Origin of the sequence: Allobaculum sp. JKK-2023 (genome assembly GCF_034745455.1) — a bacterium.
GTDB lineage: Bacteria > Bacillota_I > Bacilli_A > Erysipelotrichales > Erysipelotrichaceae > Allobaculum.
The window spans coordinates 3032028-3052383 of record NZ_JAYERV010000003.1 but is presented as its reverse complement, the minus strand read 5'-3'; the positions used below and the strand labels follow the sequence as shown (position 1 = coordinate 3052383).

The 20356-nt window shown below is 47.6% G+C and carries 16 protein-coding genes; 2 read left to right on the top strand and 14 right to left on the bottom strand.

Going from position 1 to position 20356, the window contains the following annotated elements:
* Position 1 precedes the first annotated feature (1 nt).
* On the bottom strand, positions 2-1606 hold the full coding sequence (locus U4956_RS12260) for a transposase (RefSeq protein ID WP_323090979.1): 1605 nt from the start codon (positions 1604-1606) through the stop codon (positions 2-4).
* Positions 1607-2749: 1143 nt separating this feature from the next.
* Between U4956_RS12260 and U4956_RS12255 the strand changes: the two genes are divergently transcribed.
* Together U4956_RS12255 and U4956_RS12250 are read left to right on the top strand one after the other, a co-directional pair.
* On the top strand, positions 2750-3901 hold the full coding sequence (locus U4956_RS12255; protein ID WP_323090978.1) for a peptidylprolyl isomerase: 1152 nt from the start codon (positions 2750-2752) through the stop codon (positions 3899-3901).
* Position 3902: 1 nt separating this feature from the next.
* Positions 3903-4823 carry a hypothetical protein gene (locus U4956_RS12250; protein WP_323090977.1) on the top strand — a complete coding sequence of 307 codons (921 nt, stop codon included), beginning with the start codon at positions 3903-3905 and terminating at the stop codon, positions 4821-4823.
* 305 nt (positions 4824-5128) lie between these two features.
* On the opposite strand, the gene U4956_RS12245 is transcribed toward U4956_RS12250, so the two are convergent.
* The 13 genes from U4956_RS12245 to U4956_RS12185 all read right to left on the bottom strand — a co-directional run bounded on the left by U4956_RS12245 (position 5129) and on the right by U4956_RS12185 (position 20249).
* Positions 5129-6544: a hypothetical protein gene (locus U4956_RS12245; RefSeq protein ID WP_323090976.1), complete on the bottom strand. Its 1416-nt coding sequence runs from the start codon at positions 6542-6544 to the stop codon at positions 5129-5131.
* Positions 6545-6773: 229 nt separating this feature from the next.
* Positions 6774-7058: a DUF4176 domain-containing protein gene (locus U4956_RS12240; protein ID WP_323090975.1), complete on the bottom strand. Its 285-nt coding sequence runs from the start codon at positions 7056-7058 to the stop codon at positions 6774-6776.
* A gap of 162 nt (positions 7059-7220) precedes the next feature.
* Positions 7221-7418, bottom strand: coding sequence for a hypothetical protein (locus U4956_RS12235; RefSeq protein ID WP_323090974.1), 198 nt, complete (start codon positions 7416-7418; stop codon positions 7221-7223).
* A 39-nt stretch (positions 7419-7457) separates the two neighbouring features.
* Positions 7458-8024: a hypothetical protein gene (locus U4956_RS12230; RefSeq protein WP_323090973.1), complete on the bottom strand. Its 567-nt coding sequence runs from the start codon at positions 8022-8024 to the stop codon at positions 7458-7460.
* Positions 7999-8187, bottom strand: a complete 189-nt coding sequence (locus U4956_RS12225) for a hypothetical protein (protein WP_323090972.1) — start codon at positions 8185-8187, stop codon at positions 7999-8001. Before U4956_RS12225 ends, U4956_RS12230 begins: the two co-directional genes overlap by 26 nt.
* The gene (locus tag U4956_RS12220) at positions 8184-8468 is read right to left on the bottom strand and encodes a WXG100 family type VII secretion target (protein ID WP_323090971.1); all 285 of its coding nucleotides are present in this window, start codon (positions 8466-8468) and stop codon (positions 8184-8186) included. The genes U4956_RS12225 and U4956_RS12220 overlap by 4 nt, the downstream gene beginning before the upstream one ends.
* 555 nt (positions 8469-9023) lie before the next feature.
* A complete protein-coding gene (locus U4956_RS12215; protein ID WP_323090970.1) occupies positions 9024-9314 on the bottom strand; it encodes a WXG100 family type VII secretion target in 291 nt (96 codons plus the stop codon).
* Positions 9315-9382: 68 nt separating this feature from the next.
* A complete protein-coding gene (locus tag U4956_RS12210; RefSeq protein ID WP_323090969.1) occupies positions 9383-9634 on the bottom strand; it encodes a hypothetical protein in 252 nt (83 codons plus the stop codon).
* Positions 9635-9705: 71 nt separating this feature from the next.
* Positions 9706-13122, bottom strand: a complete 3417-nt coding sequence (locus tag U4956_RS12205) for an FtsK/SpoIIIE domain-containing protein (protein ID WP_323090968.1) — start codon at positions 13120-13122, stop codon at positions 9706-9708.
* Positions 13097-15154, bottom strand: coding sequence for a hypothetical protein (locus U4956_RS12200; protein ID WP_323090967.1), 2058 nt, complete (start codon positions 15152-15154; stop codon positions 13097-13099). The genes U4956_RS12205 and U4956_RS12200 overlap by 26 nt, the downstream gene beginning before the upstream one ends.
* Positions 15155-15301: 147 nt before the next feature.
* The gene (gene iscB / locus U4956_RS12195; RefSeq protein ID WP_323090966.1) at positions 15302-16588 is read right to left on the bottom strand and encodes an RNA-guided endonuclease IscB; all 1287 of its coding nucleotides are present in this window, start codon (positions 16586-16588) and stop codon (positions 15302-15304) included.
* A 264-nt stretch (positions 16589-16852) separates the two neighbouring features.
* A complete protein-coding gene (locus U4956_RS12190) occupies positions 16853-18163 on the bottom strand; it encodes a protein kinase domain-containing protein (protein ID WP_323090965.1) in 1311 nt (436 codons plus the stop codon).
* Entirely contained in the window at positions 18138-20249 is a 2112-nt protein-coding gene (locus tag U4956_RS12185; protein WP_323090964.1) for an FHA domain-containing protein, read from the bottom strand. Before U4956_RS12185 ends, U4956_RS12190 begins: the two co-directional genes overlap by 26 nt.
* Positions 20250-20356 lie beyond the last annotated feature (107 nt).

The window sequence follows — 20356 nt, the reverse complement described above, 5'->3', positions numbered from 1 at the left end:
CTCAGGGTAAATTTAAAGATGCCGGAATCGGAATACCAAATAGGTTGTATATTTCCTTGACTTGCTTGTTCGGAGTTTCTATTACGACATGACCATTATTGTCTTTAAAGCACATCAACGATCTTGGCTTTCCAACAAATTGTGCAAGACTGAACTTTCCTTTGATGAGTTTCTTTCTCAAAAGCAGAACAACAATCGTTGTAATGATGTCGCTAAAGAGTTTCCCATCTACCCTCTTTTTATCCCATTTATTAATCGGGAGAAGTGATCCATAGTCCTTCGAACTTTTGAAGACACTCTCAATATCAGTCCGCTCGATATATCGATTTAGAATCTCAGAGCAGCTTGTGTCGATGTTGGATAAAAGAATGAAAAAGCCGTTCTTGACCCTGTTCCAGTTCTTGTCCTTACCCGTCATTGCCTTATACTCTTCGGGGTGCTGCAGGACATAATCAACATGCCAGTCAAGTGCATTTTTCTGGTCAACATAAATGTAGGACCAGACGGGATTGCCAAACAAGACTACTTTTTTCTTGAACGAAAAGTAGGATTTTCCATTTCGAATAATCTCGTATTTCATGTTAGGTATGAGGTTTTTAACCTCATGGTAACGAGTTTTGAATTCAAATCCCCGCTTTTGCGGTGATTTACCTATAAATGTTTTCTCATCATCCTGAGAATAGTGAGACAGGAAATCCTTTGTGATATATCCAGCGTCTAAAACCATTGAGCTGATTTCAATTCCGACACTAATGAAAGTATCGGAAGCAATTGTATTGATTGTGCTCAAGTCCAGCACATGACCTGGCGTCAGTCCATACCACACTGGAAGATCAGACTTGTCATCAAGAACCAGATACATTCGTGTTTGAAGACAATTGCCCTCCGTTCCATGAGAACAAAATGCATTGCTCATCAAACTGCGTATTTCATTGGGAAGTGGTGTTGAGTCAACATAGCATCCTTTTCCAAATTCTGCATACTGATCGATATAACCCGTTGAATGCTTCATCAATTTGATGAAAGATCTAAAGAATTTTATACGGAGATCATCATCTCCCATTTGTTCATAATAGCTAGAATCGCAATGTAATTCTGCTAACGGAAGATCTGGGAACAGATAAGAAGCAAATGAACAGGTCAAAAAGTCATCACATGAAATATGAGATCCAACCGCCAATACATGATGAAGAGTATGAACCATCACCTTCTCAAAGAGGCTTTTCTTGGTAAAAACCTCTCTGAAGACGGCTGTCAGACCTGCTTTTTCCATAAACTCTAAAAGAAGGTAAACATCACCAAAAATCGAATGGACTTTTGGTTCAGGGAAGTTTTGATTGCCCTGAAGTCTTGAATCAGAGCACTCAATTTCTTGAAATGTATCCGATAAAGAACAATACTCAACCATTCCCCGCGTCGGGGATAAGAAAATGCCAGTCTTCTTATCCTCTGATAAATAAAGGACTTTTCCTAGCTTTTCTCGGACATGCTTTTTGGAATGGCCTTTCGATCCGGCAATATACTCAGAATCAATAATGGCTGCAGTGCCACTGATGATTTGACCAGAAGTGTCTCTAATAACCTTTTGTGCTTTGATATAGGGCATAAAATAGGACCTCACTAATATAGAGTCCTAGGTAGGACCCTATATTAGTATAGGTTTCTGATCAGTAGATACCATCTATATACTTAATCTAAAACAAACTTGACACCTCACTCATTAGTTGAATCAATAGAGTCCTACTTTTTCGTTGATCTTAGGATAATTCAGCAAGAAGCCCGCCAAGAAAAAGAACAAGACGTGAAAACAAAAAGCCTCAAAAATATCCCCCAGCGGCTCCGGTCACAGTTTATCGCAAATTGAAAGCGTTTTCTGTAACGATTTAAATCTGGTTTTCTTCAAAATTTCCGGCAGTCAAAACCAATCGCTCGACTTGCCATTTTTTCGAAAGCCCAGCAGCCAGGTGAGTGTCTTCCATATATATTTCTTCCACATATATTAAGGAATAGCTCTGGGCCAGTCTGAAGATCAAAACTGGAAGTTTGGGTTCCATCTTCGCCAAAAAGTCTGCTGGTCTTTCTCCTGCTTTGTTCTGGCTTCAAACAATCTGATCAGGAAAATGAACGCTCCCAGTTTTCGCTCTTTCAAAGTCCACGACAACGGCCTAAAAATTATCAACCGATTATTAAAATGGAAATTAAATCCTTCCAGAGCCAAATCAATTCACCATCAAAATGGTCGGTTAACGTTCCAGTCTGCTTGTCTTCTGAAGTTTCTCCCTTTTCTTCTTTCTTTGGCTGACTGATCTGTTTTTCTTCCGTTCTTCGCTTTTTGATGAGGATTCTTTCCGTCTTTCCTTTCCATCTGGGCCTCCTTCAAAAAGTCTTCCTGCATCCTTTTGCGATTTGAATCCCCTGCTTTTTCGCCCTTTTGGCAGCCGTAAGCTTTTCAGACGCAGCGGTTGCCCGTTCCAGGCGGGATGGCCGTGCCTGCTTTGAAGGAACAAAGCCAGTCCATTTATCACTTTTGTTTCACATAAAGTAAAAATTAATTGTGATTTCATTGCGGATCGGATCCGTTGACCACTTTCGGCTGTCTTGTTCGTTCATTGCATTTTACTAATACCTTTCGTATAATTTTGTCTGATTCTCTGAAGACCAGGCAGGTTGTGCCTGCCTTTTCTATCCTCTTCCGGTTCAAACAAAGGAAAGGAAGTCGCTGCTTCCGGAAGAGCATGCAGCATGAAACATGGGTGAATTTTTAAGAAAATACTGGTTCGTCAGTGTTCTTGCCGTTCTTTTTATTGGTGTCCTGATTTATTACGTTGTGGACATGAATAAAGACAACGTCAATACTCTTCATCAGGCCGATGGAACCGATGTGGTGATCTCCACCACTGCCGGCAACGTAACCAGTACTGAACTGATGGACAACTCCACAGTTGCTGAACCAGGGATTCTGTTCAGTCTTTACCGGAATGCGGTAACTGACCAGACAATCGAAACTACATCTGAAATTGAAGAGCAGGCCAAAACGATGCAAAAAAACCTGGAATCCAATATTAAAGCGGATGCCACAGGAAAAACGAAAGCTTCTATTATGAGCCAGTTAGCGGGTATGGGCTTTTCTGGAGACAATGCAATTGCTGAATACAGTAAAGTCGCAGCCAAGATCCAGGTTCTGGATGGCAACTTTATCCGTGAACACATTGATCTGCTTTCTTCTTACGTTCCAGAAGGTGCCCGCACCATCTCCATTCTGACGATGAATGTCGAAGATGCCGCGAACCTGAGCGATGATGAAAAAGCAAAACAGGAAGAAATCCAGAACGCACTTGATGATGGCCAGTCTTTTGGTGAAGTTGCCGCTGAATACTCGGACGATACGGATACAAAAGATAAGAATGGTTTCTATGGTTACATCGACTCTTCCAACACGGCGCTTGACAGTGCTGTCTTGGAAAAAGCTCTGGCTTTAAATGCCGGAGATACCAGTGAATGGATTACTGTTGAATCTTCCAGTCCTGTTCTTTACATGGTTCACGTTGAAGAAACAGATGCTGATAAGATTCTTGAATCCGATGATGACACAGCTGTAACCAGCCTGGTTAACACCATCATCTCCAAAGTCAACGGTCTGGAAGCTTTCATTATCCAGAACGCTGGCCAGAAACTGAATGTGACGTTTGCCAACGATGAAATCAAGACGCAGATCGATGATTACATCAACCAGCAGACTAGCCAGCTTGATCCTTCGATCCTGGCTTTAAATACTTCTGAGGATAAAGAAGAAGACAAAACTTCAAGCGAATCGGCTGCCGATTCCAGTGAATCTGCAGCTTCTGCTTCCAGTCAGTCGGATCAGACATCTTCGACTGCTTCCAGTCAGGAGGGCGAATAAGATGAAACTGAAAAAGATTTTTGCACTCAGTGCCGCTGCCCTGATGCTCGCGGGCTGCGGAAATGGTGAAACCACCATTCCAGATGGCTCTGAAGTCATCATGACTGTTGGTGACAAGAAGATCACCAAAGGCACTGAATACACACTGGTCAAAGACTACTATGGTCCTTCTATGGCTCTGACACTGACCAACCGCCTGATTTATGACAAAGAAATCGGGCGTCCTGAAGATGTTGTTCAGGAAGCCCAGGAACAGCTCGATGATTATGCGTCCAGCGAAGGCTTCGAAGATCAGATCAAAGCCATCGGCTTTGACAGTCTGGAAGACTACCGCGATACGGCTCTGATTCCGGGTGTTCAGTCCACTCGTCTGCAGGAAAAATATTTCACAGACGCCAAAGAGGAAATCATCCAGAACTTTGATCCTGTTCTGGCTGTCATCATCCAGACTGATTCCGAAGACAATGCCAACAAAGCTCTTGAAGAGCTGAAAAATGGCCAGGATGGAGGTAAAGTCGGTGCCCAGTACGCTGCCGATGGCGCAACGTACACCGGTAGTGAACAGATCGTTTCCACAGCGGATACAACTCTGCCGACGACTCTGCTCAATGCCATTCAGGACGCCACCAAAGACGGCGTTCTCGATCAGGTATTTACCAATGATACTTCAACGGATGATAAGGAATACTATGTCGCTTCCGTTGTTTCCATGGACTACGACAAGAACCTGAAGAAAATCATCTCTGCGCTTTCCAGCAATCAGACGATCCAGTCAGACTGCCAAGTTTACTACCTGAAGAAATACGAATTTGAAGTAAACGATCAATTCCTGTTCGACTACTACAAAGCCAACAATCCTGAATACCTGGTTACAAGACCAGATCTTGCCCAAGCTGCTTCTGAAGCCAGCTCTGCAAACTAACCGACTTTTATTCTTGCCACCATAACTGATCTACACTGACCGCTCATCTGAAAACAGATGGGCGGTTTTTTCTATGGTGCTGGACGTAAGACCAGATATCCTCACAGGTTGATGGAGAAAAGAAAATACGGAACCTGGTAAACTCTTTTTCCATCAGCTTGGGGGTGCTCTCGAAGACACACAAGAAAATTTCAACGCCGCCAAAAAAAAGGAAGATACCAAATGATGATATCTTCCCTGCTTCCTGACAGAATTGAAATGTCTGCCAGAAATCCCTCAAAATCCAGCTAAATGGCTGGTTGAGGCTATTTGAACAGTTTGGAGAGTACGATGGATATGTTGTTTTTGGCTGCCCGGTAATCTGAGGGCGTTTTGCCAAAAGAGAAGGTGTAGCGGCCATCATTGCCATATACCAGCTTGTAGTGCTTATGGTCAGCGGTGATGGTAAAGCCTGCTCTTTTCAGTTCAGGAGCATGCTTGTCCAGCCCATCCCCTCTGCCAAGAACGTCCCGGATGATAGCGGACCGGGTTTCAATTTCCCCGGTTGAAGGATTGGCTTTGAGCAGGTCTTCATAGATGGCAGCCTTGCGGCCTTCGGGATTGCTGAGCTTTAAAGCTGTCCGTATGGCTTCAAGGACAAAATCCTGGATCTCGCCCGGATAGAGTTCCTGTTCCTGTCCCAAAGCAAGCAGCCCCTCCGTTTTGCCTTTGCCGCCAGCAGCTTTAATCGAGAGCAGCATGGCCTGGTTTTCCTGCTGAAGATCCTGAATCTGACTGGTCAGCGAACTGACATCTTCATTGAGCAGATCGAAAACTTCATTCATGCTGGCTTCATTGTCTTTGTATTGTCTGGTTTCTTCGATAGCCTGACGCTGGATCTTATGGGCTTTGAGCACCATCCAGGCAGGCAGATTGCCATTTTCAAGCTGAAGATTGTAGTGGAAAATCCGTGAACAGATATCGTCCTGAAGCTGCTGCCGGTCCTGATAATCTTCTGGACGGAAAAACTCAGTGGTCTCCTCGCGGTTGGGGTAAGTCACGCTGATCTGATAGCGTTTATTGATCTTGGTCCCAAAGCCATGACCCCACCATGGCATTTCCGCAGGCAGAATCTGCGGCCCTTCCTGATCTTCAGTTAAGACCAGAACATGAGCAGCGCCTTTCAGACGCCAGGCAAGACTGGCGGCGTTGACGGGCAGGTTCCCCTGAAAATCGCCAGTAATCAATACGACCGGGATGCTCTGATAATGGTCTCCAAAAAAGATCTTTTCGAGCGTGGGGCGATCAGATTTATTCAGCAGCCAGGGTCTGGCACTATAAGGCAGAACGTCATCATTGGCAAAGAGGTCGTTGTCCATCATGACGCTGATCAGCATCGGAGTGGAAAAATCCTGATTGAGATTGGCTGCATCCTCCGAATAGGTTCGATCCAGCTGGATGAGAATTCGATGGACATTGCCAAACAAAATTGCATCCGTACGCCAGTTGATTCCATCTTCTGACTTCAGAAAGCGGGCACCGTACAGGTTTTCATCAGGCAGGCAGTCAAACTCCAGGGATAAATTGTCTTTCTGAAAATGACAGACCATTTCGCCATTCCAGTCCAGTGGTTCCACACGATTGGCATCCGCAGCCTTAGCATTCCAGTCCACCATTGCCTGATAGAATTTTTCAGGCTCAAGATCCGCTCGGGCGGGCAGTATTGTTGAAAACAGCAACATACTCTTTCTCCCACTCAAATTCTGATTCTGTATTCAACAAACAGATCGGGTTTGAGCGACTCTCCTTTCTTTTTCATTTGAACCATCCAACGGACATGGCTTTCGATTTTTATCCTTTTTAAAAAAGATTGAATCAAAAGCCTGCCGTTGTTATTGATTGTATTTTAGCGCATCCACCATCAGCCTGACAGATTTTAAGGATTTTCCTCAAGCCAGCGCTGTTTGTTCCTCAGCGCTCATCGACTTCAAGATGGGCATCATACCAGTCGAGCTGGTTTCGAAAGGCGAATTCTTCCTGATCCTGTAGTCCGATAAACCAGACCTGATCGACATCCTGATGATTGAACAGATAAGTTCGATCTGAATCAATCATGCCTTCCGGCCAGAGGACGGCACAATAATCGTAGATTTTACCCGAAGCTAAATGTTTCTGAAGGCGGCCGACAATCATGAGCCGCTTTTTCCCTTCATTGAGGGTGACGACACTGCCAAGCGGCAGAATTTCTTTTTGCATAGTGACTTTCACTTTCTAGACGATCGAGCCAGACTGGTTTCTGGTCATCAATCAATGACAGGGAGTTCAGGCTGGTGACATCCAGCCCACTCCGACTCTGACGAGAGCCGGTTTCAATTCCCTGTCTGCTGATTACTCAATTCATACTTAATTAATACTCAATTAATACTCAACCTGTATGCGGACGCCGCCGCCCGCAAACAGGGCGCCATTGGTACTGATTTCCCAATGACCGGGTTCATTGGCATAACGGAAACCGGCTTCCACGCTGCCAACCGAACCGCTTACACCGACCGTTACTTTGGCATCGGCCAGTTCAAAGGCCAGTGAACATTCTCCGCGCGCGGCGGCAGCACCCACCTGGGCACTGAGAACCTGCTCGTCTTTGGAGAATGTTGCCTAGGCTTCGCCATACAGAGCGCCGACTTCCGCGGCGGCCCCAATTTCGGCATTGACAAAGTCATTGCCGATTTTTGCTTTTCCTTCGGCCCCAAGCAGATGGGCACTGGCTGAGGCTTCTACATCCAGTTTTGGATCGAACTTTTTGTTTTTCATCAGCCGCAGGTAAGCTTTGCCCTGGGCATTGGCTTCAAGGGCACTGACAGCCCCATAGGCGCTCACATAGTCGTTTTTGTAGGCTGCGCTGGTGGCGCCAACTGCATAGCTGGCCTGTCCGATGGCCTCAGCAGTCCGACCAGAGGCCAGCCCACTTACAGTTCCCTTATATGTTCCGTTATAAACGACACCTGGCAGATTGGCTACATGAATCTGCTGGGATGAACTTAACTGGTTTTCATTACTTTCTCCCAGCTCAGCCAGCCGCAAAAAGAACGACTGAAGACTATCAAGTTTGGTCTGAATCTGGGCATGGCGGCTTTGAAGCGATGGATAACTGAAGGAAACCGCACCTTTCAGCCCGGCAATTGCCGAAGCAAGCTGTTTACATGTTTCTGTGTCGAGCTGCATCTTCAATCTCCCTGATCTCCTGGATCTGTTGTGCGATCCACGATCGAATCTGCGAGATCGCAGCATGAATGGCGGCTTTTTCTTCGCTTTCCAGCCAGCCCGGCAACGAACTGGCAAACCGGCTCAGACCCGCCGAAAGAGCGGAATAGTACGAGGTGTTCATGCACCTGCTCCAAGAGCAGTTTCATTTTCACGGTAGGCTGTCGCAGTCTGAGTGAGGTACGTACAATAGTTTTCCACCAGCTGAATATATTTCGGAAAAACTGGCGCTAACATTTCAAACTGGTTAAGGGCAGCCGTTGCAGCTGGAGAGTCCCAGAATGAGGACATGGAACGGATCTCCTGTTTGATCTGTTCAAAGAGAGTCTCCATCTGGACTTTTAAAGCCGTTACTTGAGAACTTGTCGAATCAAGCATATCACTTGAAATTAATACACCTTCCATGGTGAGTCCTTTCCGGATCCAGGATCACTGGGTCTTCTGATATCATGCAAAGATCGGATGGGTCTGCAAAGATTTGCTCTGCAAGCGGACCAATCTTTTTAGATCGATCAAAAACTGGCATGAGAACTTCATTTTCCAGAAAATCGATCTGTGATAAAACCGGGCCGATGAGTACGGAATTCCGGTTCATTTTTTCTATTCAGTTTTAGTTTTTCTATGTTAGGAGTGCGTTGAACTGGCAGACCTTCCGGAAACAATAACCAGATCAATTCTCTTGAGTTCCTTGGTCTGCAAAAGAACTTTCTTATCCATCAAAAACGCACAGCAGGGTTGTCTTCCAGCAGATGACGCGTGGTATGCCGCTCTTTGAATCCATCAGAGCGGGCACGGGATTGTCTGATGGTTCCCACAGAATTCAGAAGTCTGAGATCTGTCTGTGGGCTGTCTTTTTCTAACTGATCAGAGACTTTAGGACTTTTGGGTCGTTGATCTGCTGACCAGCGTTCCTTTGTATTTCTCTTCCGTCTGCCAGAGGATGGTCTGCTCTTGGCTGGCTTATAAGAGGCGGGCATTAGCGGTCCGGTTTTCCTGAAGCTGCTGGTAGGCATCTGCATCGCTGATCAGCAGGGTGGCATAGGCGTCGATAGCGCTTTTGAGCTGCAGCATTTTTGGACGCAGGGCTTCGAGCTGGGTGATGAAGGCCTGAGAATCAGAGCCTTGCCATACAGACTGGAGTTCGTTCATCCGTGAGAGCATGGAAGACATCAAAGACTCATACTCTCCGGATTGTCTTTGCATATCGGTTCCGGTAGATCGGATCTGGTTGTAGTTCGCTTGAATTCGCATAAATTTCCTTTCCTTCGAAGGGTTGGCTTCGGAATTGATTTTCAGTTGTGTTTTGTAATCGGCGCTGATCAATCTGTAAGCAGGGCATACCTGGCAGCAACGACAATCAGCCGGTCGCCTTCGACAAGATCTAAAAGGTTCAGCGGTGTATGTTCATCGAGAAAATGACCGACAGCCATTGAATAAAAGATCGGCGGGCAGTTTAGATGCCACTCTGTATGGCAGAGGACTGCCAGGCGATGCAGAGTCATCCGGGCTGGCTTTTCGATCTGAATCTGGTAGATCAGACCTGTCGTAAGGACTTGAAATGTGACAATCATCAGACCCCTCCTTTCGCAGCCTGATTTTCTGGGTTGTTTTCTGAGCTATTTGTGCTGGACAGACTTTCTGTCTATCGGTTTTCTTGTTCGTCTTCCTGATCGATCAGGGAGGCAGGCTGAAGATCAACCGTCAGTCCTTTGCGGATCAAAATGGCAGAACCCATCACATCAAGGGGCATGCTGATCTGCAAAGCATAAGCAAAATTGCTAAGACCTTTGCCAAAATAAAGAACATCGCCAACTTTGCAGGCCTGCACAAGAAGAGCAGTACCATCGAGCTGATCAGATAAATCCAGCAGGCACAACATTCTGGATGCGGGAGCCGGACTGAGTTCAAGCAATGGATCTTCCATCTGCAGCCGCTTTGCCAGTTGACGGGCTGGTTTTTTCCCAGCTGCTGAAGACCAGGCCAGCGTCAGGGTATAGTTTTCCAGAACGTAAGGTTTTTGGCTGGCGGCTTCCACGCCGACAAGACCGGACAGACTGTTGCCAAACAATTCCTCCGCACGGGCTTGATTGAGAACCCGGTGAAATCCCTGGGGAAGTGCAAACAAAATCGGTTTGGGATAGTGCTGGCCGAGTACCAGACGGCGAACCTTGCCCTGATCGAGCAGGTGCACAATTGGCGCTGGTTCAGGACTGGAAAGCTTACCTTCAAAGAGCAGTGCACACTGATCACGGCTTTCCAGGCCACATCCCATGCGGTAATCTGCAAGCGCCAGGATTTTTTCCTGGCGAAATTCAATGCGCTCACAGACCACCAGCAGCGTAATGCTGGTCAGGCGCGACAGTCTGGTGAGCAGCATCAGTGGCACATTCTGATCCAGTTTGACGATAACCAGAATCGGCTGCTCACTTTTCTCTAACTGCCATAAGGAGGCCAGACTTTGACCAAAACATGCCTGGGCATTCATTGAAAACGGAGCATTTTGGGGCAGGGCTTGCGATGAAAATCCAGCCAGAACTGCCTTCTCTTTCCAGGAAGCTGCAAATAACAAAGCAGCCTGTTCGATCGCCTCTTGCTTGCCAGCCAGAAAATATGTTTTTGACGGAATCAGTTCAAATGGCTCAAGCCGGTTGAGTCGGTCTTCCAAAACTCCGGTCAGTCTCTCGCTTGTAAATCTTGGATCATCAACCAGCAGCCAGTTTCGCTTTTCCTGGCGAGCCAGGATCGTTTTACGCATGGCTTCCTGCAAGGAGATCTGGTTGATTTCTTTCCAGCCTTCTGACTGGTCAAACTGCCTGAGAATGGAACTTCCATCGGCCGGTTCTTTGAGATAAAAGGCACGGCCTGTTTTTTCAATTTCATTTCCACACTGCAAATAGAACTGACCGCTTTTGGAAAGATGAGCAGCTTTGTCATGGCCAAGGACTTCCTTGGAATCTGCTGCATCTAAAACCGGAAAACATAACCGGCTTTTCGAGTTGGCCCAGATCTGCTCATCGACCAGACCGGCTGGTTTCTGGGTGGAAAGAATCAGATGAACCCCAAGAGATCGACCAATGCGCGCCGTTTCCTGGAGAGATTTCATAAATTCGGGATACCGGCTTTTGAGCTGGCCAAATTCATCCACACAGATGATGATTTCCGAAAATGGTTTTCCATCCACTGGATCCGGGCAGACTTCGATCTCTCCGCTAATCCCAGGATGCTGATGCAGATAGCTGGAAACAGCTTCCTGCCTGCGATCCAGCTCCATTTTCAGAGCCTGTTCCATCCGGACAATTCCTGCTCCTGTCAGATTCGTCAACACCCCGGCGGTATGGGGCAGACTGACAAATGGAGTTGAAAAGGATCCTCCTTTAAAATCGATCAGGACGTACTGAAGGGCGCGGGCCTTGTTTTGAAAAGCAAGCTGAAACAGAATCGAACACAGGCCTTCACTTTTTCCGCTTCCAGTTGCTCCCGCAATCAGCGCATGTGGTCCTTCCTGTTTGAGATCCCAGAACAGACCCGGAGCCAGTTCAACGAGCAGATTGGACTGATCCGAGCAGATTTGATGACTGAGGCAGGAAGGTCGGACATCAGGCTGGTCTCTTTTCTCCTGCACCAGAAAACTGGCCTGCCGCATTTTGTGGGCATATGGAAAGGTCGAAGGAAAAATCGAGCAGTACAAAGAGTCAGTCTGGGCCGGCCTGGTGTAGAGATCGACCAGCGTATCTTTGTCCCCAAGCTCCTGTCTTGCGAGTTTGCGGCAAGAAAGGATCGTCCATTCGATCCCGGGGTATTTGCTTTTGCAGGAAAGAAAGTCCAGCACATCTTCAAAATAAAGGGTTTTTCCTTCCAGAAAGGAGCATGGAAGTTTTGGAATCTGGTTCTCTTTAAATCCAATCCAGGCCAGTCTTCTGGATTCATTCCAGACCTGCCACGCATAGAACAGGACCAGCCAGTGCAGCTGAGCCAGGGACCAGTGACTCAGGCACAGCACACTTCCCTGTTCCAGAAATTGCCAGCCAAGACAATCCAGTTTCAATGCGGCTAACTGATCAACGGCCTGTCTTGAGGCTGTTGAGGCCATCTGCCAGCCGATCTTGGGAAGATCAAGGGATCCAAAGTTCTGTCTTGCCATGGCAATCGGCAGTTTCCAGTGAACCTGCGATAAAACGGACCGACTTTGCGCGTCGACTTGAAGCAGCACCTCTTTTTCTTTGAGAAACCGGTCATTTCTTGCCTGGCGCAGATCTTCAATTTCTTTGAGTTTTTTCTGCAGGTAAGCGAGATAGTCATTCATCTGCGTAATCCGGTTCTGTTTTTCAAGTGCCTTACGCCGATGGGCATTCCACCCATACCAGCCTGCAAAGGCACTGGCTGTAATTCCGGCGCTGACCAGACCATTTGCCAGACTGGCTGGATTGGAAGGATTCATCAAAAACCCACTGACTGCTGAGGCTAACGAACTGATCGCAATCATCCCGGCCGGAGAAGCCATTGTCTGTGGTTTTGGTTCACTGGAATCAGGCGGCGACTCGATTGCAAAGACACAGGGTGCACCTGGCGGGGTAAGTTGAAAGCTTCCTATTTCCTGTAAAGGTGGTTTTGAAGCTTTGGCCACCATTTCAGATCGAAACGGCTGGAGCTGGGGATGTTTCATGCCGCTTCCCCGTTGGTTTTGAATCAGCAGATCAGATGGCAGTCCGCTGGCGCATGCAATCAGGCAGTGATCCAGATACCAGAAACGGCAGCCCAGGACCTCAATCTGATCCATTGGCTTGAGCTGAATCTGATCTACTCTTTTCTGGTTGACCAGAACCGGAATCTGACGGCCAGTTTTCAGATCCCACCCGATCTGGCCAGAGCCATGAGCCGCATAGGACTCTGTTGGAAAAGAACCGTTTTGGCCGCGGTCTGTTCTCTGGCCAGAGATCTCAAACCAAAGACCCAAGCTGGCACTTCCCAGCGCAAAATACGATGACAGGGCGATAAAGATCAGATCTTCAGCTTCTTTAGATCGGCTGGATCGATCAGAGCATCCGACGGCGGCGCACATCCAGAATCAGCCCGGCGGCAGCCCCAAGAACTGGAAAGACGACCTTGAGACTTTGAAATGGGTTATGACAGTTGAGATCACTGGCATAAACCGTCTTACCATCTCTCATCACGCGCAGTCTGCTCGAACCAAGCCGCACAGGAACGGACAGGTAATTCTGGCCAAGCTCGTCCTGCTCGATTTTTGTCTGGATGTCCTGGCCATCAATGCGAATCTGGTACGTACCGGGCTGGTCATTGACATACATCCGTAAGGTTTCCCCTGGTGTCAGTGACTTATCCCCCACCGGCTCAAAACCACGGCACAAAATCGGCTGGCTGCTCTTGTCCTGGAGATGGCCGACAATCTTTCCTTCTTCAGAAAGGGTGAACACCGTGTTGATCTGGCCGTTTCGGGTATTAAGTTCACTTTGTACCGGCTGGCCGATCGGAATCACAGTCCACGAAACGGTAGAACTCTGGTGATCTTCGCTCTGGATTTTTGCTTTCACATCAAAGGCCGCATTCCGTTCTGCCGCTACGGCTTCTTCCAGGTCGGGATAGACTTTCTGGCTTGCCTGAGAACGAACCTCAAGAGCCTGAAGACTTCCATGATCGACATGAACCTGTAAGGCAGAAGGATCTTTGATATACAGACGATTTCCTGCCTGAATACTTCGCTTATCGACTTTGAGAGCGGCCGAAACCGATGGCTGACGGACTGGGCTGGCGATCAGTGCATGGCTGGCAGAAGTTTTGGCATCCAGATCCAGACGGGATGAAATCCCCAAGGCATCCATTGATGGCTTCTGCAAAAAAACATCTGCCTTTAAAGAAGGATCCTGGATAGAATTCTGAGCAGGCTGACCAGAATTTTTGGAAGCGGCAAACGTGATCTCGTCCTTTGCCGGTGAGAACCGGTCTGGCAAAGATGTGTTTGCCAGATTTAGATGGGTATCTGCCAGAGAGGATGGATCCAGAGCATCCAAGGAAGCCGGTGCCTGAACAGATCCGGGACTTTGAACACTCAATGCTGGCTGCTCTTGAGCGGCTGAGGCGATCAGATTCGAAGAAGCCGGTGCGGCCAAAGTAAAATCCAACGTATCCAGAATCGGCTGCGGATCAGCAGCCTGAATGGCATCGCTGACCTTCGAAAGATCAACATCCGGTGCCTGAATCAGAGGCACAGTCCCGACTGTTTTTTCAGAATTCAGATTCTGACTGGACGAAATCTTGTCTTCTGAAAGCTGAAACTTTGAAGTACTGCTTCCGGAGTTTCCGGCACTGGAAACATTCTGTACGGCAACCATTGATGGATTGGACTGTGGTTTTGAGGCTGGTTTTGAGGTGCTGACAAACACTGGTGTAGTCTGCTCGGGTTTCAGGACAGCAACTGGATGGGATGACTGGTCTGGACTTAGAGAAGGTTCCGGTGCATTCCAGGTTGAATCCAAACTGGAAGGTTCACTTTTCCAGATCTGCAGCACATTACCCTGCTCATCGAGCAATCGGACGGTGACTGCTTTTTCTCCAAGAGCCAGCGTAGTCAGCCCCTCTTCTACAGACATGTGCTGAATCTTGCCATCTTCTTCAATTTCAATGACCGATCCGGGCTGGTCTGGCAGCTCAAAGGTAATCGGATCATTGCCTAGAACGATGATGGGAACTTCTGATCCAGTTTTTTCTCTGGTGTCTTCTTTGACGTCTTGCGTGATCTCTTGTGGGATACTCTCTTCATTCCTTATCGACTGTTGTTGCTGACTGTCGAATGGACAATCCGTCTGGCTTGCGGACTGAGTCTGAAGATCTGCATCGATCGGCACAACTGTGGCTGGATCAGAATTCGATGCATCTGGCAAAGATCCGCCTTGCGACTGACCTTCATGCTCCTGATGAGATTCATCAAGCTTTAAATTTTCTTCTGGCTGGATAAGGTTCTGATTTTCGCTATCAGTCTCTTGCGGGTATTCTCCCGTAAGAGACTGGTGCAGGTTGACCTCAACAGAGATTGGTTCGGGCTGCAGCATGGGCTGCACGACAGGCATAGGCAGCATAAAATTCTCCTTTCTGTTTTTTTCTGCCTTTAATCAAGCAGATATTCTTCGTTTCTTCTGGTCGGGACGGAAGTCATCTAATGCGGCAAGAAAACCTCATAGCTTGCTGTGGGGAGGAATTGCCGCCAAGCATCTGCTGTTCGATGTTTACAATGATGCTTTTTGCTTATCAATAAGCCATCCATTTGATGACTCAAGTCTTTTTAATTTCTTCCAGGAAACAGATGCAGATACCGTAGTTCCATCAAGCATCCTGATATCGAATCTGCCTGATGTTCGTTTTCCAAAGATAAAACACTCTGTTTTCTGGTATCTGATCTTATCGAACAGCTGAAAGCTCATAATGACCTTTGCCGACTGGTTCAGTTTTCTGATGCCGCCTTTAGAAGGATTGAATTTATGAATCTGTCGGTTATGACATCTCACTTTCCTGCTGAAAAAGACGGTGTGAATAGGTCTTGCTTCTGGATGGCCTGCAATGCATCTCGCATCAACGTAGTGCTCTTTGGCAAGACCATGCCCAAGACGTTCTGCTTTGGTCAGATATCCGAATGTTTCTTCTACTGGAATGGGAGCAAATTCTGTCTGTGCCCTTTCCAGCAGAGTCTTTCGCATGGTCCCCATAAAAGCCGCATCTGCAAATGAAGCCGGCTTAAGAATCTTATCGGGAAGTTTGATATTCCCTTTATGGTATTCCTGATGGCAGTGTTTACAGAGCGTAACCAGATTTTCCGGACGGTTACTGCCGCCATCTTTTCTTTGGTGAATATGATGGACCTGCAGTTCCTTGTCTTTGGATTCTCCTTTGCAGCACTGACATGTGTATCGATCCCGGAACAGTACATAGTCTTTGACATTGAACCAGTCTTTCATTTCGCCGTTCTGGTAATCTTTGCCTTCAGGAAGTTTTTGCCCTGCAAGCTGTGCTTTCAGTTTCTGTGTATCAAAAGAGGCTGCCTCGATCACGATCTTTGAAACCGGCAGGATCTTTGTCACTTTCCGGATAACATTTAAATGGCATGTAATCTTTTGCTCCACAGAAGGCGCCAGCCATCCTTTGTGTTTTGAATGCACCCGGTTGTTAACTCTTGGCTTTCGATATCTTGTCTTGCGGTTTCTTCTTGTTCTTCTCGCCTCTCTTCTTGCAGTCAGTTTTTTAGACACATCGGTTCTCAACTGCACATCTTCTGCATAGAGTTCTTTTGCGTCAGTACATGCAGACAATCCAATATGTTTGGATCCTGCATCTACGCCTAATGTGATCGGCTGAACCACATGAGTATCAGGTTCATATAAAAGCTGGATGGTAAAAGGAGTTCTCTTTGCAACTTTAGCTTTCTTTGCTTTTAAGAGTCTGCAAACCTTTTTGCATCGTCTGGTCGGCATCAATGGATTGCCATCAATATCCAGAACATAGGTCAAAGCTTCCGGCATTACAGATGCCTCCTTTCGGTAAATAAACCAGCCCGAAGGCTGTAAGGTGTCCTTCGCCAATGTTGTAAATGCTTTTTACGCTCAAACTCACCGCCTGTTACCCCGAACAGGTTTTTAAAGCAGAGCCACAGAGCTTAAGACTAGAACGATATCCTAAGGTGTGATGACATAAACAACGGAGTTCGTATCGTCCGAAGACAATATTCACCAAGGCTACTCACAGACAACAGCCGAAGCTGTCCTGTCAAACAACAGAGGTGTATTTCAACCCCCATGGCTTGCCATGGGGTCAGTGAGTTTGGCATAGAGCTCATACAGATCCGGACAGCTTCCAGCCAGATTTTCTTCAAGTTTTTCAGGCAGTTCAATCGACTGATCTCTACGTGAAAGACAGGTCAGCAGGTAGTTCATCAGACAGGCGCAGCTTTCGTCATCGAGCGGACAATGGGCATCCAGAACAATCAGCATCTGATGAATCTGGTCCGGATCCAGAATGATCCTGGCCTGCATCAATCCTTTGCAAAGGTCTTTGAACTGCTCAACCCATCCAGCCTGCTGGAAAAGCCTTTCGAGCAGGCTGTCAAGCTGAGCAATCGAGACATCGCTGGACAGAAGCAGTCCAAGCAGAAAATCATAAAACTCAACCTGAAAGCTTGTGGTCTGCGGCTTATGCTCATGCAGAAAGCCGGCTAAAGACAGATGTGAAGCCTCCAGACAACTGCGGGTATCGACAATCCATTCACTTTCACTCAACACAAGACTTCCAGCTTTCAACTCGTTTTTCAGCTCTTCACAAACCTTCACCGCATCCGGCAGTTTCGAATTGGCAGCATTGGCCTGGGCCGGATAGAAAAACCAGATCATTCCACCAATGCAAAGAAATGCAACAATACTCGCCAGCAGAGCCATTTTCAGTCTTGGCGGCTTTCGAATTTGGGCTCCAAAGACATCCAGGTTGCGAAAGCGATGCTCCGGATTTCGGCTTAAGGCGGTCCAGGCGATGCTTGAAGGTCCGAAAAATAAGAGATACAACTTTCCCAGACCAATCTGATCCGCTTTCTCATTCATCCGCTTCCCCTCAAGACCTTCTGGAGGCAAGGAATCCCGGTTAACCAGAATCGGCCGGATACTGCCGATGGGCAGGCAGGCATTGAAATCAATGAGCCAGGCATGACCTTCATGGATCAGGATGTTTTCCGGTTTCAGATCGAGATACAGATAGCCGGCTTCATGAACACTCTGGATGCGCTCCAGAATTTCCAGAAAGATCTGTTTGCGCAAAGCCTTGGCTGGATTGGACTGCAGCCATGTCCCCAGATCCACACCTTCCAGATATTCCTCCACCAGCCAGCAGGCTGCCGGACTGTCATGGACACCCAGTAGCTTTGGGGCATATTTTCCTTCCAGTGCCTGTAAAACCTGAACTTCCATTCGAAACTGGCTGAACCAGACTTCATGCGCCTGCAGCTTCACTTCTTTGATCACGACTTTTCGACCATCACCCTGGCTGGCCAGAATGACCCGACACCCTGGATTTTCTTTGAGAAGCTTAATGGGCTGAAAGTGATTGCCCATGGAAAACAGCCTTCTGGTTTCCAAACTGCAAAACCATGCCTTCTTTCAATCGCATCCGACGGATCACCTTGCGCCCGCAAAGCAGGGTCGAATTAGTCGATTTCAGATCCTGCACATACCAGCGGCCATCAATCTGGATGAGTCGGGCGTGATGCTGGGAAACGGAGCCATCCAGCAGACGGATCTGGCAGTCGGCACTGCGGCCGACAACCATTTCCATCCCCTGTAAAGCGTATTTCATCCCGCTGATCTCCAGAAAGCAGGGTTCAAAGAGTGTATCCAGCAGGACGGTGTGAGCTTCCTGATTTCTCTGTTCCCGGCGGCTCAATCGGTCTGAATCCATAAAGTCCATCTTTGAAGCAAAGGGCTGCTGGCATGGATCCTGATTTTCGATTGGCTCAATCGAAGAGTCGATCGATAGATTGAATGGTTCATCATTTTGAGGCCTGGACTGCACCATGGACTGAGATGGCCTTCTGGTCATTGTCTGCATGTGTAAGGCAGAATTCTCTGGCTGGCAACCTTGCAGGAAAGGCGTGGCCCAATCTGAACAAACAGAGTCTGTATTTCGAGACTGGTCTTCCTTTCTGGTCTGTCCTTTCAATCCACTTTCTTTTGGATCCTTCAATCCGCTTTCCTTTGTTTCCTTTATGTAAGGAACAGAATCATAAGAAACAACGTTCAGGCCGCGTTGTTCATCAACCGGAGGCCGATTTGGCCTCATCGTTTGCTGAGATTCAGCAAACTGATTTTGAAGACCAGCCGGTGGACTCCAGCTTTCAAATGGATTGGCTAAGCCTGTAGCAGTAAAGTTATCTGTGAATTTCTTCTCCTTGCTGGAAAGATCCGAACTGAGTTTGTCTTTCGAATCATTCGGATACACCCAATCGGACTTCATCGATCCTTGCGGCTGATCGTCTTGCAGCCAGGAAGAAGCTTCCTGATCGCTTGATTCTTCCTGAAAAGACAACGCGCCAGGCTGAGACCTGGACAGATCTCGCTGCGCATTCTGGAATCCATCACCATCCTGCGTCTTATCCAACGCAGGAAAACTGTGGAGTGGCTGATTTCTTAAAGATCCGGTATCCAGAAAAGAAGGATCCTGACCTTCTTCAAAGCCAAACGAGTACCCGCTGCCTGCTTTGAATCCATCCCCTGACTCGTAGTGAGATTCAGACGGATTGTCATGACCAAATGGGCTGGCTGCCAGACTGTCCGGAAATCCAAGATGATCGGCGCTGGCGCTGCCTCGGACACTCTCATTCAAGGAATAAACAGGCAGTCCCGAAGGCATTTCTTCCATCTGCTGAAGATACAGATTGCGCCAGCCTGGATCCTGAACGCCTGAGTCATCAGCGAAAGCGGACTGATCGCTGCTGCTTTTTTGCGAAAGATCTTGCTGGGGTGAGAATCCGGCCGGATCTTTGTTTTTTATACGGCCGAATTTTTTTCGCTCTCGTTTTTGAGTGGCTGTCGGGGCATGGCTTCCGGGAAAGACGGGATGCCGCAGTCCGAATGGCTCAAGGGTGGGTTTGCGTCCAAACAGGCGTTTAGGGATCTGTGATTGATAAAAGGTTTCAACTGCTTTAGCCATCTGATCAAAAGAGGCTCGGGTGGTGTGCTGCTTCCAGAGCAGCCCCAGAATTTCGTATTGGCTGCAGGGCAGTTTGTCCATCAGGGAAAGCAGGAATTGATCGATTTCATCCGCTCGTTTCATCCAGCGCTCAAGAATGAGTGGTGCACGCAAAAGTGCAATCTGGTCTCCTTTAAAACTGAGCAGAATGGCTTCCGGATCCAGAATCACCGGCTGATTTTTCATTCCGACAGCCAGCGCGCTGAACAGGTCATACAGAAACTGGCAGCTTTCTTTGCCATCGAGCTGAATCTGAGCCAGAAAATCATCCAGACCAATCCAGCCGGCTGTCTGATATTCAACCTGGCAATGGATGGCAGACTGACTCGAGCATTCCAGAAACAGGCCCGATCCATCTTGTGGATTCAGAACGGAAAGGTCAAAATCTTCAGGGCGCAAGACAGAAACGACCAGCCGGTCTGCCTGACGGCCAAGTGAATAGGATTCATGCATCTTGGTTTTTCTCCTTTCTAAGCCGGATGGTTTGAGAAAAGAATGCAGGCTTTACCGGCTGGCACTTGTATATACGAGCGGGATGGGCCTGGCGTTCTGCATTTTTG

What these genes read in the sequence shown, in the direction of transcription:
- U4956_RS12260 (WP_323090979.1), bottom strand. Translation starts at nt 1,606, where the DNA reads ATGCCCTATATCAAAGCACAAAAGGTTATTAGAGACACTTCTGGTCAA.
- U4956_RS12255 (WP_323090978.1), top strand. Translation starts at nt 2,750, where the DNA reads ATGGGTGAATTTTTAAGAAAATACTGGTTCGTCAGTGTTCTTGCCGTT.
- U4956_RS12250 (WP_323090977.1), top strand. Translation starts at nt 3,903, where the DNA reads ATGAAACTGAAAAAGATTTTTGCACTCAGTGCCGCTGCCCTGATGCTC.
- U4956_RS12245 (WP_323090976.1), bottom strand. Translation starts at nt 6,544, where the DNA reads ATGTTGCTGTTTTCAACAATACTGCCCGCCCGAGCGGATCTTGAGCCT.
- U4956_RS12240 (WP_323090975.1), bottom strand. Translation starts at nt 7,058, where the DNA reads ATGCAAAAAGAAATTCTGCCGCTTGGCAGTGTCGTCACCCTCAATGAA.
- U4956_RS12230 (WP_323090973.1), bottom strand. Translation starts at nt 8,024, where the DNA reads ATGCAGCTCGACACAGAAACATGTAAACAGCTTGCTTCGGCAATTGCC.
- U4956_RS12225 (WP_323090972.1), bottom strand. Translation starts at nt 8,187, where the DNA reads ATGAACACCTCGTACTATTCCGCTCTTTCGGCGGGTCTGAGCCGGTTT.
- U4956_RS12220 (WP_323090971.1), bottom strand. Translation starts at nt 8,468, where the DNA reads ATGGAAGGTGTATTAATTTCAAGTGATATGCTTGATTCGACAAGTTCT.
- U4956_RS12215 (WP_323090970.1), bottom strand. Translation starts at nt 9,314, where the DNA reads ATGCGAATTCAAGCGAACTACAACCAGATCCGATCTACCGGAACCGAT.
- U4956_RS12210 (WP_323090969.1), bottom strand. Translation starts at nt 9,634, where the DNA reads ATGATTGTCACATTTCAAGTCCTTACGACAGGTCTGATCTACCAGATT.
- U4956_RS12205 (WP_323090968.1), bottom strand. Translation starts at nt 13,122, where the DNA reads ATGTGCGCCGCCGTCGGATGCTCTGATCGATCCAGCCGATCTAAAGAA.
- U4956_RS12200 (WP_323090967.1), bottom strand. Translation starts at nt 15,154, where the DNA reads ATGCTGCCTATGCCTGTCGTGCAGCCCATGCTGCAGCCCGAACCAATC.
- iscB (WP_323090966.1), bottom strand. Translation starts at nt 16,588, where the DNA reads ATGCCGGAAGCTTTGACCTATGTTCTGGATATTGATGGCAATCCATTG.
- U4956_RS12190 (WP_323090965.1), bottom strand. Translation starts at nt 18,163, where the DNA reads ATGGGCAATCACTTTCAGCCCATTAAGCTTCTCAAAGAAAATCCAGGG.
- U4956_RS12185 (WP_323090964.1), bottom strand. Translation starts at nt 20,249, where the DNA reads ATGCATGAATCCTATTCACTTGGCCGTCAGGCAGACCGGCTGGTCGTT.